Origin of the sequence: Rhodococcus sp. BP-261 (assembly GCF_019835205.1) — a bacterium.
Lineage (GTDB): Bacteria > Actinomycetota > Actinomycetes > Mycobacteriales > Mycobacteriaceae > Rhodococcoides > Rhodococcoides kyotonensis_B.
In genome coordinates, this window is the sequence record NZ_JABUCO010000005.1 from 310,078 (window position 1) to 324,675 (window position 14,598).

The 14,598-nt window shown below is 65.6% G+C and carries 14 protein-coding genes; 6 read left to right on the forward strand and 8 right to left on the reverse strand.

What is annotated here, in order from left to right; genetic code table 11:
• The first annotated feature begins 6 nt into the window (after positions 1-6).
• Both HQ354_RS08965 and HQ354_RS08970 read left to right on the forward strand, forming a co-directional pair.
• Complete coding sequence (locus HQ354_RS08965; RefSeq protein WP_068425987.1) at positions 7-1,272, forward strand: class I SAM-dependent RNA methyltransferase; 1,266 nt, start codon at positions 7-9, stop codon at positions 1,270-1,272.
• A 62-nt stretch (positions 1,273-1,334) separates the two neighbouring features.
• The gene (locus HQ354_RS08970) at positions 1,335-2,327 is read left to right on the forward strand and encodes an iron-siderophore ABC transporter substrate-binding protein (RefSeq protein ID WP_222634548.1); all 993 of its coding nucleotides are present in this window, start codon (positions 1,335-1,337) and stop codon (positions 2,325-2,327) included.
• 3 nt (positions 2,328-2,330) lie between these two features.
• On the opposite strand, the gene HQ354_RS08975 is transcribed toward HQ354_RS08970, so the two are convergent.
• Positions 2,331-2,480, reverse strand: a complete 150-nt coding sequence (locus HQ354_RS08975; RefSeq protein ID WP_167674272.1) for a hypothetical protein — start codon at positions 2,478-2,480, stop codon at positions 2,331-2,333.
• Positions 2,481-2,505: 25 nt separating this feature from the next.
• On the opposite strand from HQ354_RS08975, the gene HQ354_RS08980 reads away from it, so the two are divergent.
• Positions 2,506-3,033 carry a CGNR zinc finger domain-containing protein gene (locus HQ354_RS08980; RefSeq protein WP_068424453.1) on the forward strand — a complete coding sequence of 176 codons (528 nt, stop codon included), beginning with the start codon at positions 2,506-2,508 and terminating at the stop codon, positions 3,031-3,033.
• A gap of 2 nt (positions 3,034-3,035) precedes the next feature.
• On the opposite strand, the gene HQ354_RS08985 is transcribed toward HQ354_RS08980, so the two are convergent.
• On the reverse strand, positions 3,036-3,875 hold the full coding sequence (locus HQ354_RS08985; protein ID WP_068424452.1) for an ABC transporter permease: 840 nt from the start codon (positions 3,873-3,875) through the stop codon (positions 3,036-3,038).
• A complete protein-coding gene (locus tag HQ354_RS08990) occupies positions 3,872-4,834 on the reverse strand; it encodes an ATP-binding cassette domain-containing protein (RefSeq protein ID WP_222634547.1) in 963 nt (320 codons plus the stop codon). The genes HQ354_RS08985 and HQ354_RS08990 overlap by 4 nt, the downstream gene beginning before the upstream one ends.
• A gap of 125 nt (positions 4,835-4,959) precedes the next feature.
• Between HQ354_RS08990 and HQ354_RS08995 the strand changes: the two genes are divergently transcribed.
• Positions 4,960-5,709, forward strand: coding sequence for a sigma-70 family RNA polymerase sigma factor (locus tag HQ354_RS08995; protein ID WP_222634546.1), 750 nt, complete (start codon positions 4,960-4,962; stop codon positions 5,707-5,709).
• Positions 5,706-6,464 (forward strand): anti-sigma factor domain-containing protein, encoded by a 759-nt coding sequence (locus tag HQ354_RS09000; protein ID WP_222634545.1) that lies wholly within the window; start codon positions 5,706-5,708, stop codon positions 6,462-6,464. The genes HQ354_RS08995 and HQ354_RS09000 overlap by 4 nt, the downstream gene beginning before the upstream one ends.
• A gap of 61 nt (positions 6,465-6,525) precedes the next feature.
• Here HQ354_RS09000 and glsA read toward each other — a convergent pair whose 3' ends face one another.
• The gene (glsA, locus tag HQ354_RS09005) at positions 6,526-8,352 is read right to left on the reverse strand and encodes a glutaminase A (RefSeq protein ID WP_222634544.1); all 1,827 of its coding nucleotides are present in this window, start codon (positions 8,350-8,352) and stop codon (positions 6,526-6,528) included.
• A gap of 185 nt (positions 8,353-8,537) precedes the next feature.
• Here glsA and dxs point away from each other — a divergent pair, with 185 nt between their 5' ends.
• Positions 8,538-10,418, forward strand: coding sequence for a 1-deoxy-D-xylulose-5-phosphate synthase (gene dxs, locus HQ354_RS09010; protein ID WP_068424439.1), 1,881 nt, complete (start codon positions 8,538-8,540; stop codon positions 10,416-10,418).
• On the opposite strand, the gene HQ354_RS09015 is transcribed toward dxs, so the two are convergent.
• From HQ354_RS09015 to HQ354_RS09030, 4 genes are all read right to left on the reverse strand, one after another.
• Entirely contained in the window at positions 10,419-11,654 is a 1,236-nt protein-coding gene (locus HQ354_RS09015) for a S9 family peptidase (protein WP_068425981.1), read from the reverse strand.
• A 51-nt stretch (positions 11,655-11,705) separates the two neighbouring features.
• Positions 11,706-11,990, reverse strand: coding sequence for a YciI family protein (locus tag HQ354_RS09020; RefSeq protein WP_068424437.1), 285 nt, complete (start codon positions 11,988-11,990; stop codon positions 11,706-11,708).
• A gap of 35 nt (positions 11,991-12,025) precedes the next feature.
• Positions 12,026-13,423: a sugar porter family MFS transporter gene (locus HQ354_RS09025; RefSeq protein WP_068425978.1), complete on the reverse strand. Its 1,398-nt coding sequence runs from the start codon at positions 13,421-13,423 to the stop codon at positions 12,026-12,028.
• 110 nt (positions 13,424-13,533) lie between these two features.
• Positions 13,534-14,298: an SDR family oxidoreductase gene (locus HQ354_RS09030; RefSeq protein WP_222634543.1), complete on the reverse strand. Its 765-nt coding sequence runs from the start codon at positions 14,296-14,298 to the stop codon at positions 13,534-13,536.
• Positions 14,299-14,598 lie beyond the last annotated feature (300 nt).

A 14,598-nucleotide genomic window follows, 5' to 3' on the forward strand; every position in this document is an offset into this window, starting at 1 on the left:
ATGTCGATGACGGAGAACTGGTTCGGCCGCACGATCGAGGTCACCCTGGGACCACCCGGGCACGGCGGGTTCTGCGTCGCCCGCCACGACGGGCGCGTGATGTTCGTCCGGCACGGACTGCCGGGCGAAGTCGTCCGAGCCAAGGTCACCGAGGATCGAGGCGGATCGTTCTGCCGCGCGGACGCCGTCGAGATCGTTTCGCCGTCGCCGGACCGGATCCCGCAGGTCTGCCCCATCTCCGGACCCGGTGGTTCGGGCTGTTGCGACTACTCGCACGCCACTGTCGACGCCGGTCGGGCGATGAAGGCTGCTGTCGTCGCCGAGCAACTGCGTCGAATCGCGGGTATCGATCGCGACGTCACCGTGGAGGGTCTCCCCGGTGACGACGACGGCACCCGGTGGCGTACGCGAGTGCGGTTGGGTGTCGACGGCGCAGGCCGCGCCGGTTTCCATCGCTTCCGTAGCTCGACGCTGGTGACCGACCTCGGCTGCCCACAGGTGGTTGCGGGTGCACTCGACGGTCTCGACGCCGAACGATGGCGTCCGGGAAGCGAACTCGCCGTCGCGGTCGACGGGGACGATGTGCGCCACGTCGTCGAGGTCGCTCCTGCTGCGGTGTCACGTACAGGTCGTCGATCGCCGGGTCGTCGCGGCGCTGCGGCACGTCGGGCAGCCGCGTCGCGACCACGTCCGGAGAAAGTCGTCGAGGGAACCGGGCGTCCGCACGAGTACGTCTCGGGGCGGCAGTGGGAACTCGACGCCACCGGGTTCTGGCAGGCCCATCGGAACGCCGCACAGGTCTACAGCGACGTCGTGTCCGAGTGGGCCGACGCTGCCGCGGGCTCGGTGGCCTGGGATCTCTACGGGGGAGTCGGGGTGTTCGCGGCGAGCGTCGCCGACGCAGTCGGTCCGTCGGGCCGGGTCGCCAGTGTCGAATTCTCCCGTCGCGCAGCCGCGGACGGTGCTGCGGCACTTGCCGATTCACCGCAGATCGAATTCGTTCCCGGCCGGGTCGAACGCGTCGTCGCGTCGCTTCCGTCCCCATCCGTCGTCGTCCTCGACCCGCCGAGATCGGGCGCGGACAAGGACGTGGTGTCGGCGATCGAAGCGACGGACGCCCACCGGGTGGTCCACATCGGTTGCGACCCAGCATCGTTCGCCCGTGACACGGCGCTGTATCGAGCCGCGGGTTTCGAGTTCGCGGACATGCGGGCGTTCGACGCGTTCCCGTTGAGCCATCACGTGGAGTGCATCGGATTGTTCGTTCGCTGACGGAAATCGTGGCACCCCCACGGCGACACCGGGTGTCGTAGCGTGGGCGGGTGCTGTCCAGAATGCGAACTTCGTCCCTGTCCACCCTTGCCGCAGCGGTTCTCGCCGTCGGCGCAGTGGTCTCGTGCTCGTCGTCGGAGGTCGGTGAATCGCCCGATACGACGGGTGCGTCCGCCGACGGTGCCTTCCCGGTGACGATCGACACCAAGTTCGGCGAGGTGACCGTCGAATCGAAGCCCCAGCGCGTCGTGGCTCTCGGCTGGGCCGACGCGGAAACCGCTCTCGCGCTCGGTGTCCAGCCCGTCGGTGCGAGCGACTGGCTTGCGTTCGGGGGAGACGGGGTCGGCCCGTGGGCCGAGGGCTTGTACGACGCGTCGCCCGAGATCATCGGCACCCAGGAGCCGTCCTACGAGGCCGTCGCCGCGCTCGAGCCCGACGTCATTCTCGATACCAAGAGCTCCGGCGACCAGGACAGATACGACCGGCTGTCGCAGATCGCGCCGACCATCGCACTGCCCGAGGGTGCCGACAACTATCTGACCTCGCTCGATCAACAGGTCACCATGGTGTCGGCGGCACTCGGCGAGTCAGCGAAGGGAGCCGAGCTGTTGTCCGAGGTCGAGGCCGATTTCGCCGCGGCTGTCAAGCAGAATCCGGAATTCGTCGGCAAGACGATCACCGTCGGCGCGTACAGCGGAACCGGTTACGGCGCATACGTTTCCGACAGCACGCGCATGCAGTTCATGAAGAAGCTCGGGTTCGTGTCCAATCCGACGATCGATGCGCTACCGCCGCAGGGGTTCTCGGTGCCCATCTCCGACGAGGAGCTCGGCCTGCTCGACGCGGACCTCGTCGTGATCTTTCCGATTCAGACGTCGCCGTCCGACGTCACCGACAATCCGCTGTTCCGGGCGATACCGGCAGTGCAGGACGGTCGGTCGCTGGTGTTCGACGACCCCGTCGTCGCGAAGTCGTACTCGACCAGTTCGGTGCTGTCGCTGCAGTACGCGGTGGAGCAGGTCGTTCCGCTGCTCGCCGACAGACTCCAGCAGTAGGCATCAGGGCAGGACGACGGCGAGCTGTGCGCGCTCCGGATACGCCGGAGCGAGGATTCGCTGGGCGCCGCAGGGGCAGTGCTGGTAGCTGATGCGGCCCTCGCTGGTGTCGTGTCGGCTCGTGGTGGTCCAGGTGTGGTCGTGTGTGGTCATACGCCCACTGTGCTGTAATGGTCTAATGCACATCAACCCTTACGGAACGTATGCGGTGCAATTGGGCGTCGACCTCTACAACACGCCGCCTGAATCGGCCGCCGAACTCGGACGGCGCTGCGTCGACGGAGGGCTCGTCGTCGACACCGAACCGACCGACGCCGATCTCGCCGACGCGATGCAGTTCCTCCGTGAATGGGCAACCGTCGTCGACGCGACGACCGACGAGGCACGCGCGGACATCGTCAACGGAATGCTCGCCCGCGCATCGGCCTATCCACGCCTCACCGACCACGCGGGCGACGGGTGGCACATGCATTACCGTGATCCGAACATCCCGCTCGGCGCAGTCATCAGGGCGCTCGTGAGTGTGGGTACCGCACTGCACCTGACGACGCGCGGAATGACGCGGCTGGGACGCTGTGCCGCAGAGGGCTGTTCGAACATCTTCGCCGACGTCTCGCGCACCGGACGCCAACGTTATTGCGGTACAGCGTGTTCCAACCGCGACGCGGTTCGGCGCCACCGCGCACGAGCCGCGTCGCGTGCCTGACGTCAGGTCTTGCGGTTGTAGAGACGCATCGTCAGCGGCCCGAAGATCACCAGGAAGCCGGCGCACATCACCGCGGTGACCAACAGCTTCGAGGAGTCGGGTTCGCCTGCCATCAGGGACCGAATCGACGTGACGAGGAAGCTGACCGGGTTGACCTCGACGAAAGCGCGCAGCCAGCCCGGCATCGTCTGCGGATCGACGAAGATGTTGCTGGCGAATGTCAGCGGGAACAGGATGAACATCGAGACGCCCATGACGGCGGCCTCCGTCCGGACGATCATCGCGATCATCGTCCACACCCACGAGAGGCAGAACGAGAACACCAGCAACAGCACGACCGACGCGACGACGCCCACGACTCCACCCTCGGGCCGGAAACCGATGATCAGGCCGAGAATCAACACGATGACCGACGCCAGCGAATAGCGCACGACGTCACCGAACAGGGCGCCGACGAGCGGCGACGGACGCCAGATGGGCAGCGATCGGAAGCGGTCGAAGACGCCCTTCTCGATGTCCTTGTTGATGGTGACGCCGGTGTACATGGTGATCATGACGACCGTCTGCACCAGGATGCCGGGCAGCAGAAACTGGATGTAGGCGCTCGTCGAGCCGGCCAGTGCCCCGCCGAACAGGTACGTGAACAGCAGCGTGAACATGATCGGGAACATCGTCACGTCGAACAGCTGCTCGGGAACGTGCTTGATCTTCAGCAGCGCGCGCCACCCGAACGACAGCGACGTGGACAGAGCGGACGGCCTCGCGGGTCGGGGACCCGATGCCCGAAGGACGTCGGACACCGCGTCGGTCGACGCCGCGATCTCGGTGGGGGAAGTAGTCATGACGCACGCTCCGTGGTGTCGGTGGTGTGTCCGGTCAGGGCGAGGAAGACCTCGTCGAGACTCGGTTGGCCGATGGCGAACGACGCGATGCCGATTCCCGCTTCTTCGAACGCGGGCAGAGCCGATGCGACCGACGACGTCGAGTCGAGACGCGCCGACAGAGCCGCAGGATCTGCTTCCTCGACGACCTGCTCACGCAGAATCGTGCGCAGGATCCTCGCCGCGGAGTCACGCTGCAGGGGATCGGAGACGCGTACGTGCAGCGATCCCGCGCCGACGGACGCCTTCAGTTCGCTCGTGGTGCCCTCGGCGATGACCTGTCCGCGATCGATGACCGCGATGCGGCCTGCGAGCTGGTCGGCCTCGTCGAGATACTGGGTGGTCAGCAGGACCGTCGTGCCGCCCGCGACGAGTGCGCGCACGATCTCCCACACCTGATTTCGGCTGCGGGGGTCGAGGCCGGTGGTGGGCTCGTCGAGAAAGATCAGTTCGGGGGTGACGATGATGCTCGCCGCGATGTCGATACGCCGACGCATACCGCCGGAGTAGGTCTTCACCTGTCGCCCACCGGCATCGGCGATGCCGAAAGCCGACAACAGCTCGTCGGAGCGCGAGCGGGCGGCCGGGCGAGAATAGCCGTACAGGCGTGCGAGCAGCACCAGGTTCTCGGTGCCGGTGAGGTCCTCGTCGAGCGACGCGAACTGCCCGGTGAGGGACACTTTGCTGCGCACCGCGTCGGGCTCGGCGGCGACGTCGTGACCGAGTACCCGCGCGGTGCCACCGTCGATCGGCAGCAGGGTCGCGAGCATCCGAATGGTCGTCGTCTTGCCTGCCCCGTTCGGACCGAGCACGCCGTACACCCCGCCCGACGGGACGCGTAGGTCTATTCCATCCACGGCGACGTTGTCGCCGAAGCGTTTGATCAGGCCTGACGTCTCGATTGCCGCCTCGTGTCCCATTCGTCCAAGATTGTCCGAGTTCACGCTGTTCCGCAAATGAATTTCCCGGTCGGCCATCCATTTCGTGACATGTACCGAATGTGTTGTGCGGCGGGAAAACGCGGAGGTTTCGGTGTGAAGGCAATATGAGCACTACTCTCTTGATCAATGAACGCGATCAGAGTCGAAGCAGTTGGGACCTCGTTCCGGTGAGCAGCAACCCGAGCCAGGGTTCGCCGTATCAGGGAATACCAGGCTCAGAAGAGAACCCGTCGACACCCGAGGGCGGCGACGGCCCCGCCTGTGCCGTGCCCAGCGCGCAGCTACGCAATCTGCGCGCGGACGAGGCCGAACGTCTACGTCGACTGATGGTCGCCGTCGCCGCTGGAGATCAGCGCGCCTTCGGCGAGTTGTACGACGCCACATCGGCTCGGGTGCACGGCATGGTGCTGCGGGTTCTGCGCGACCCGGGGTACAGCGAGGAGACGACGCAGGAGGTCTTCCTGCAGATCTGGCGGTCGGCGCCGAACTACGACCCGGCCCAGGGGAGTCCGCTCGCCTGGATCATGACGCTGGCGCATCGACGTGCCGTCGACCGCGTCAGGTCCGAGCAGTCGGGAACCGATCGTGAGGCGGCGTACGGGGCGATCAGCCAGTCCTCGGAACACGACGAGGTGCTCGAGGCGGTGACGCAGCGACTCGAATCCGAGGCCGTGGTTGCGTGCCTCGACACACTGACCGATACGCAGCGCGAGTCGGTACGAATGGCTTACTACAGCGGATGGACCTACCGCGAGGTGGCCGAGCGGCTCGGAGTGGCCGTGCCCACCATCAAATCGCGAATAAGAGATGGACTGATCAAGTTGAAGACATGTCTGGGGGTGACACCCTCATGAGCGACGCATCCCGACAACGGCTGCTCGACGCGGCGGAGGTGTACGCCCTGCACGCGGTCAGCGAGGCCGAGCACGCCGAGATCGAGAACGACCTGCGGTCCGTCGACGACACGGCGCGCGTTCAGTTCAACATCCTCGTCAGCGAGATCCAGGAAACGCTGGCTCTGGTGTCGGTGCTCGACGCCGTCGAACCCCCGGCGGAGCTGAAAACCCGTGTGCTGGACGAGATCCCGAACACTCCGCAGGCGGCGCCGACTCCGCGCGAGAAGTCGAACGTGACGAGCATGGCAGGCCATCGCGAACGTCGAAAAACCAAGTGGCGCACCACGGTGATGGCTGCTGCGGCAGCGGTGGTCGTCGCGGTCGGTGGCGTCGTCGTGGCTACCCAGGTGCTGCAGAACGAGCCGACGCCGACGCAGGCCGAGCAGATCGTCGCGGCCCCGGATGCGCGCGAGGCCGTCGCCGAATTCCCCGGTGGCGGAACGGCAACCGTCTCGTATTCGCGTGAGTCCGATTCGGTCGTCGTGAAGCTCGACGGCGTTCCGGCTCCCGAGCCGGGCAAGGACTACCAGATGTGGTTCGTGGACGGGACCCCGCGATCGGTGGGTCTGGTGACTGCGGATCAGTTGTCCGGCGACGGAGACACCGTCATCGACGGCATGGGTGCGTCGACCAACTTCGCGTTCTCGCTCGAGCCTGCGGGTGGTTCACCGCAGCCGACCGAGGTGCTGACGATGGTGTCGCTGACGGCCTAGGGCCGGGAGTGGAGCCTGCAGGAACGACCCTTCGAACGGGACAGCAGTTCGGCGTCGGGAATCATCTCCCGACGCCGAACTGTCCCAACGACTTGATGGCGATGTTCATCTGGGCGTACGCACCCGCGGCGAGGTTGCCCAGCACGGCCAGTTTCGTCGCGGGTGCGTCCACGGTGAGCGCGTGGAAATCGGCGACGGTCACGACGGCGACGGTCAGGTCGGTGTCGGCGCGGAAATTCAGCAGAAACGGTGTGTTCGCCAACAGAGGCATCTCTCCGAAACTCATGCCGGGGGACAGCGTCGAGATCCGCTGATGAAACCCGTCGGGTGTGTCGTAGGTGGAGCTGACTTCCCCGACGAGGACGAGAAACAGACCGGCAGCGGGGTCGCCCGCCCGCACGATGACGTCGCCCGCTGCGTAATGCCTGGTGTCGATCACTGCCTCGACCCGCGCGTACTGCTCCTCGGTGAGTCCGGCCAACACCGGATGTTCGACGGCCGAGATCCTCACGGGCTGCCGCGGGCCCACACAGTATCGGTCGAGCACCAGTTCCTCGGCCCATCCGATGCCCGAGCCGATATCTCCGAACACTCGTCCACCGGGATCCTTCGGATCGATGCTGGACGACGCATGACCCAGGACGCCTCGTGGGTCGACGAACGCCGCGTGACAACGCTTTGCGGCGAGCTGGGTGCGCAGGTCGTCGAACATGCTGCGCGCGATGTCGCTGACGTCGTCGACGCCCCGGACGTCGAGCACGAGTGCGTCGAGGTCCTCGTCCAACGTTCCGATCTCGCGCACCGCGGTCTCCGCGCCCGAGAACAGCAGATCGCCGTGCAGTTCGTACACCCGCGCGCGGTGACCGAACTCGGCCAGCGCGTCCTGCTCGATGTCGCTTCTCCGTTTACGCGACGGGGCCTCCGCGACGGTGTAGCGCCCACGGACCGCCGACGCCGCGGCGCGTGGCACGTGCAGGAAGTGCAGCTCCAGCGTGCGAGAGAGCTGACGGCACGCAGCCACCCCGCGGACGCTGTTGCCATGTCCGTCCAGGCGCGGCGAGTAGACGGCGATGCCCATCTGGCCCGGCAGGACCGCAAGTACCCCGCCGCCGACCCCGCTCTTGGCGGGCAAACCGACTTTCGCGACCCAGTCGCCTGCGCCGTCGTACATTCCGCAGGTCGTCATGACGCTGAGCACTCGCTCGACGAGGACGGGGGACAGGGCGCGTTCACCTGTTCGCGGATTGACACCGTTGTTGGCCATGGTCGCGGCCATCATCGCCAGGTCGGCGGCGGTGACGTCGATGGAACACTGACGGAAGTACAGGTCGACGGCCTCGTCCGGGTCGCCGGCGATGATGTCGAACGACCGGAGCATGTACCCGATCGCGCGGTTCCGATGACCGGTTCTCGCCTCGGACCGGTACACGGCGTCGTTGAACGTCAGTTCGCGTCCCGCGTATCGCGAGTAGGCCTTTCTGATGCGTTCGAAGCGCTGCTCGGCAGTCCGACCGTGGATCAGCGATGCCGAAGTGATGGCACCGGCGTTGATCATCGGATTTCGCGGACGTTCGGTGACGGGGTCCAGGCTGATCTCGTTGAACGGTTCGCCGGACGGCTCGATGTCGATCTTCGCGGCGACCGCGTCCTCCCCGTTGTCGGCGAGCGCGAGACCGTACGTGAACGGCTTCGAGATGGACTGAATGGTGAACGGCGTGCGCGTGTCGCCGATTTCGTAGACGTACCCGTCGCTCGTGGCGAGCGCGATTCCGAAGCCGTCGGGCGACACCGCGGCCAGTTCGGGTATGTAATCGGCCACGGCGCCCGAGATTTCGTCGCGGCACGCCTCGTGGATGCGGTGCAGAATGTCGTCGACCACGGTCGTCATGAGGCAACCCTATGCTGCAGCTACGGGATTCGATGTGACCACGGACGCGCCATCCGTGGTTGGGCGCACCGAGCAGACCACAGTATTGTCGATTGGAACGTGTTGTCGAGGGCTTCGCTCGCGACAGGCTACGTAGACTGTGCTGATCGTGACTCGCAAGAGTCCGGCCGAAGGGAGCGATCTCGGTGGGTGTCCTAGCTCGTGTTCAGACGCCCGAGGACCTGCGCCGTCTGGCCCCGTCCGAGGTTGCCGACCTGGCCGGCGAAATTCGCGATTTCCTCGTCGAGAAGGTGTCCGCCACAGGAGGCCATCTCGGCCCGAACCTCGGCGTCGTCGAACTGACCCTGGCCGTGCACCGCACCTTCGATTCGCCGAACGACCCGATCATCTTCGACACCGGTCATCAGGCGTATGTCCACAAGATGATCACCGGTCGCGCGGGAGCGTTCGACTCCCTGCGCAAACAGGGCGGGCTGTCCGGCTACCCGGCTCGTTCGGAGAGCGAGCACGACTGGGTCGAGTCCTCCCACGCGTCGGCATCGTTGTCGTACGCCGACGGTCTCGCCAAGGCGTTCCAGTTGACCGGGCAGAACGACCGTCACGTCGTCGCCGTCGTCGGCGACGGCGCGCTCACCGGCGGAATGTGCTGGGAGGCACTGAACAACATCGCAGCGGGCAAGGATCGCTCGCTCGTCATCGTCGTCAACGACAACGGCCGCTCCTACGCGCCCACGATCGGCGGGCTCGCCGAGCACCTCGCGGCCCTCCGACTCCAGCCCGGCTACGAGAAAGTCCTCGACAACGGTCGACGGATCGTGCGAAGGATTCCGTTGGTCGGAAAGACGGCGTACGCGATGCTGCACGGCATGAAAGCCGGTGTGAAGGACGCGATCAGCCCCCAGGTCATGTTCACCGACCTCGGGATCAAGTACCTCGGGCCGGTCGACGGTCACGACGAGCCTGCACTCGAGGCCGCACTGCGACGAGCCAAGGCGTACGGCGGGCCCGTCATCGTCCACGCTGTCACCCGCAAGGGGATGGGCTACGCGCACGCCGAGAATCACGTCGCCGACCAGATGCACGCCACCGGCGTCATCGACCCGCTCACAGGTCTCGCGCGGTCGAAATCAGGGCCGGACTGGACGTCGGTGTTCTCACAGGAACTCATCGATCGGGCCGCGGTTCGCGAGGACGTCGTGGCCATCACCGCGGCGATGGCAGGCCCGACGGGACTTGCCGCGTTCGGAGAGGCCTATCCCGACCGTTTGTTCGACGTCGGCATCGCCGAGCAGCATGCCGTCACCTCGGCGGCGGGTCTCGCGCTCGGTGGACTGCATCCGGTCGTCGCGGTCTATTCGACGTTCCTCAACCGTGCCTTCGACCAGCTTCTCATGGACGTGGCGCTGCTGAAGCTGCCGGTGACACTCGTGCTCGACCGTGCGGGCGTCACCGGTGCTGACGGGGCGAGCCACAACGGCATGTGGGACTTGTCGCTACTCGGTATCGTGCCCGGCATGCGTGTCGCGGCGCCCCGTGACGGCGCGACGTTGCGCGAAGAACTCGGCGAAGCCCTCGCGATCGACGACGGTCCGACCGCTCTGCGATTCCCGAAAGGTTCGGTCACCGAGGACGTTCCGGCGATTCGCCGGCTGGACGGTGTGGTCGACGTGCTCGCCGAGCCGGAAACGGACGACCGTGACGTTCTGATCGTTGCGGTCGGAGCGTTCGCCGGCTTGGCGCTCGACGCCGCGAAGAAGCTGACGGCACAGGGACTTTCGGTTGCCGTCGTCGATCCGCGCTGGGTGCTTCCGGTCCCGGACTCGCTGACGGCGCTCGCCGCCGATTACCGCCTCGTCGTCACGCTCGAGGACTCGGGTGTGCACGGCGGTGTCGGATCGAGCGTATCCGCCGCTATCCGAGCCGCAGGAGTCGATACGGTCTGCCGCGACATCGGTGTGCCGCAACGCTTCCTGGATCACGCTTCTCGCGAGCAGATTCACCGCGAACTGGGTCTCACGTCCGAGGACGTCGCTCAGAACATCGTCGACTGGGCCAAGACGGTCTGATCACCCGAGCGTCGCGTCGAGCCAGTCGAACATGCGTTGATCGGTCAGTAGTCGGGCCATCGGCTGGCAGTGATAGTTGGCGCCCTCGGCCGCGGTGAAGTCGCACAGATGCACCGGGGCGACGACGGCGTCGGCCAGTTGCTTCGGCTGGCCCGGCCAGAACTGTTCGTCCTCGGGGTTCGCCACGAACAACGGGGTGTCGATCTTGCCGAGCAGACCGTTCATGGTGTACCTGCGTACCTCCATCACGGTGTCGAAGTAGCCGTCGCGCAAATACGGTCTGGCGCGGAAATTCCATTCGCGTGCAGTCTCTTTCGAGACTTTCATTCCCATCGCCATGTCGCGGTCGAATGCCGCGCGGTTACCGTCGTCGAGCATGCGGATCATGTTCTTCGGGAAGTGATCCGTCCACGAGGTCGCGACGTCGACGACGCCCGGATCGAGTATCGCTGCCGCGAAGCGGTGTTCGAACGCGAGCGCCCGCGGTACCCAGAAACCTCCCTGGCTCAGCCCGTACAGCGCCAGCTTGTCCGCGTCGACGTCGGGACGGCCGACGAGGGCGTCGACGACCGGCGTCACGACGGCTTCCCAGTCGGGTCGGAACCCGATGCCGCGTTCGAACAGCATCGATTGTTGTCCGGGTCCGTCGAACACGAGCACGTTGTACCCGCGCGCCAGCGCGCCCGCCGCCCCCGACGACCACAGCGCACTCATCGACCCGTCGCTGCCGTTGACCATGACGAATGTCTTCCGGCGACCCTCGCCCGATGCGTGGAAGAAGTAGCCGGGCATGTGCCCGTCCTCGTACGGAATATCGATGCGGTCCACCGAATACGACGTCGTGTCCACGAAACGATCCCACGCCGAGCGATGCTGCCGGAACGTCGGCAGCAACTGGTCGTCGCTGCCCAGTCCCGCGATCGAATTGACTGCGACGGCGAAATACGTCGACGCGCGCAGATACGCCTGTGCCGCGCTGACGTCGTGGCCGGACTCGGCCGAACGGTCGGCGAGAGCCCTCACGCGCGTTCCGAGTGCGACCCAGGCGTCGAACCAGGCGTCGTGGTCGTTGTCGCGGACGTGCGCGATCGCGGACATGACCTCACCGGCGTCGGTCGCACCGAACGCGGCTGCGCCGAGCGCGATGCGGACTTCGAAGTCGAAATCGTCGTTGCGGTAGAACCCGGCGGTGAACGCCTGATGGGGATGCGTCAGGAACGATGGTGTGCGGGGCATGGTGTCACGATGCCTGTCGGCGGGTGCGGCATCGGCGCACACTCCGAAAAATCACCCTCCGAAATCACCCCGCGCCGGTGTCCATTCGGACACCCGGACATCCTCGACGAGGTGCGCGCGCGCGAACGGATCGTGGGCGAACAAGCGTCTGACGGCGTCGGCGTCGTCGGCCTGCACGATGAATGTCGCTCCGGTGTGGTCAGCCGTCGGCCCGGACGATCGAACGACCTTGCGGCGAACGAGTTCGGTCAGCCACGCGCGATGATCGGTGCGGTGGTCATCGCGGCCGGCGGACGATTCGTCGGTGTACGAGTACTCGACGACGAACATTCCCATGACATCTCACTCCCTTCGGAGTGCTTCTCGATTCACTACAGGACCATGTCCTCGAGTTCCATACCCTTCGTCTCGCGGATCTTGAACCTGACGAAGAAGAACGACAGGAGCGCGAAGAACGCGAAGAAGGAATAGATGAAACCGAGGCCGATGGATTGCGACAGCGGTGGAAACGCAAGTGTGATGGCGAAATTCGCGATCCAGTTCGCTGCGGTACTGAGGCCGAGGGCCACAGCACGAATGTTGTTGGGGAACATCTCGCCGAGCATCACCCACATGATCGGACCCCACGTGGCGGCGAAGAAGATGACGAACAAGTTGGCGCCGACCAACGCGACGACGCCCCACGGTTCCGGAAGGGTCAGATCGTCACCGGATCCCACCGCCTGCGAGAACGACACCGCCGCGAGTACCAGCCCGACGAACATTCCGACCGAGCCGATCGACAGAAGCTTCTTGCGACCGACCCGATCGACGAACAGAATGGCGACGAACGTCATGCTGACGTTGATGATCGACGTGATCACCGACGTGACGAACGACTGATTCTCGCTGAAACCGACCGACTTCCACAGCGTCGTCGAGTAGTAGAAGATCGCGTTGATGCCGACGAACTGTTGCAGGATCGCCATCGCGATTCCCACCCAGACGATCGGCTGCAATCCGAATTTCGGTCCTCGGATGTCGCGGAACGACGACCGAGATTCCTTCCGCAACGTCAGCCGGATTTCCTGAACTCGCTCACCGGGATTCAGCTCGCCGGACACTTCGCCGAGAATGCGCGCGGCCTCCTCGTCGAGATGCTTGCCGACGAGGTATCGCGGCGATTCGGGGATGAGCGTCGCAAGAAAGCCGTAGACGAGTGCCGGTACGACGCCGACGAGGAACATCCACCGCCACGCTTCGAGGCCGAACCACAGATCGTTCGACGGCCCACCCGCGGCGTTCTGCAGCACGGCGTCGGACAGCAGGGCTGCGAAGATGCCGACGGTGATCGCCAACTGCTGCAGCGACGCCAACCCGCCACGGAATCGAGCAGGGGCGATCTCGGAAATGTACGCCGGGGCGATCACCGACGCGATACCGATTCCGAGACCGCCGAGCACGCGCCACAGCATGAGATCGGGCACGCTGAAGGCGAATCCGGACCCGAGCGACGAAATCGTGAACAGAGCCGACCCCAGCAGCATGACGCGTTTGCGGCCCCAGCTGTCGGCGAGTCGGCCCGCGAACCACGCGCCGACCGCACACCCGAGCAGCGCGATCGCGACCGCGAAACCGGTGACGAACGACGACAGGGCGAAGTTCTCCTGAATGGAATCGACGGCTCCGTTGACCACCGAGGAATCGAAGCCGAACAGGAAGCCGCCGACCGCGGCCGCGACGGTGACCCCGATGACCTTCGCAGTGTGACGTTCTGCAGATTGCGTCATGGCGAGTCCTGCTTTCGCGGTCGGGACCAGCAGCGGCGATGGTCTGAACGTCATCATGGACCCGACCCGAGCACGGCGTGTGCGAAATCGTGCGATTCTCGTTCGAACAGTTACCGGGCCTGTTGCGTCCCGAGCCACTCGTCGAACGTCTGGGTTCCGTGGTCCGCGTCCGCGCCCGTCAGCAGGGTGCCGTCGCGCATCGCTTTGCCGTATGCGCCCGGTATCGGGAGTTCGACGATCCGGCCGCCGAGGTGTGCCTGCGTTCCCTCGATCGAGGCGGCGTAGTCGCGCACCATCCGGGACATCAGTTCCGTGTGAGGGCCGCCGAGATCCTTCACACGCCCTGCCGGCGTGCCCTCGGCCAGTTGGACGAGGCGTGCAGCGACCTCTCGCGCCGCGATGGGCTGCGACCGCATCTTCGGCACGACGATGATCGGACCGATCTTGATCTGTCCGTAGATCTGCGACGCGAACTCGTGGAATTGAGTCGCACGCAGAATCGTCCACGGCACGTCACCGCTCGTGACTTCCTTCTCCTGGGCGACCTTGCCTGCGTAGTACATGTGCGGCGCGTCGTCGATGCCCACGATGGACAGGGCGACGTGATGCCGCACGCCCGCGGTTTTCTCCGCCGCGAGAAGAGTGCGCGTCACCGTCGTGAAAAACGCTGTGGAGTCCTTCGCCGACATCGTCTGGGTGGACGAGACGTCGATCAGTACGTCGACGCCGTCCAACGCGCCGGCCAGTCCTGTTCCGGTGGTCAGGTCCACTCCCGACGAGCGCGAAAGAACCACGACCTCGTGTCCGTTGTCCTTCGCCACTCGGACGACGTGACGGCCCACGACGCCGGTGCCCCCTGCGACTGCGATTCTCATGTTCTGTGTCATACCACCTCGGACGAGACAGTCCGGGCGAATGTGACAGGGTGCCGCGGCGCGACCCGTGCGCGGATAGTTGGCCTGGAGGCCTACTATCCGCGCAGTGATACTGGAATGGTTCGTCGATGCAGTGGTTTGACTCGTTTCCGCGCTGACGCCGATGGCTGTCCTTCCCGTGATGTGTCGGCTGCTGCATCGATGGACACCTGAAGCACACGCGACCGGTGGGGCGGAGTGACTTGATAGGAGCCTGACCAAAGAGTCCCGTCACTGTGTTGTCCGCCGTCCCGGCCGGTG

Excerpts from the sequence above, each read along its gene's own strand:
- HQ354_RS08965 (WP_068425987.1), top strand. The coding sequence starts at position 7 with ATGACGGAGAACTGGTTCGGCCGCACGATCGAGGTCACCCTGGGACCA.
- HQ354_RS09015 (WP_068425981.1), bottom strand. The coding sequence starts at position 11,654 with ATGCCCCGCACACCATCGTTCCTGACGCATCCCCATCAGGCGTTCACC.
- HQ354_RS08980 (WP_068424453.1), top strand. The coding sequence starts at position 2,506 with ATGCACATCAACCCTTACGGAACGTATGCGGTGCAATTGGGCGTCGAC.
- HQ354_RS08975 (WP_167674272.1), bottom strand. The coding sequence starts at position 2,480 with ATGACCACACACGACCACACCTGGACCACCACGAGCCGACACGACACC.
- HQ354_RS08985 (WP_068424452.1), bottom strand. The coding sequence starts at position 3,875 with ATGACTACTTCCCCCACCGAGATCGCGGCGTCGACCGACGCGGTGTCC.
- glsA (WP_222634544.1), bottom strand. The coding sequence starts at position 8,352 with ATGACGACCGTGGTCGACGACATTCTGCACCGCATCCACGAGGCGTGC.
- HQ354_RS09000 (WP_222634545.1), top strand. The coding sequence starts at position 5,706 with ATGAGCGACGCATCCCGACAACGGCTGCTCGACGCGGCGGAGGTGTAC.
- HQ354_RS08970 (WP_222634548.1), top strand. The coding sequence starts at position 1,335 with ATGCGAACTTCGTCCCTGTCCACCCTTGCCGCAGCGGTTCTCGCCGTC.
- HQ354_RS08995 (WP_222634546.1), top strand. The coding sequence starts at position 4,960 with ATGAGCACTACTCTCTTGATCAATGAACGCGATCAGAGTCGAAGCAGT.
- HQ354_RS09020 (WP_068424437.1), bottom strand. The coding sequence starts at position 11,990 with ATGGGAATGTTCGTCGTCGAGTACTCGTACACCGACGAATCGTCCGCC.
- HQ354_RS09030 (WP_222634543.1), bottom strand. The coding sequence starts at position 14,298 with ATGAGAATCGCAGTCGCAGGGGGCACCGGCGTCGTGGGCCGTCACGTC.
- HQ354_RS09025 (WP_068425978.1), bottom strand. The coding sequence starts at position 13,423 with ATGACGCAATCTGCAGAACGTCACACTGCGAAGGTCATCGGGGTCACC.
- HQ354_RS08990 (WP_222634547.1), bottom strand. The coding sequence starts at position 4,834 with ATGGGACACGAGGCGGCAATCGAGACGTCAGGCCTGATCAAACGCTTC.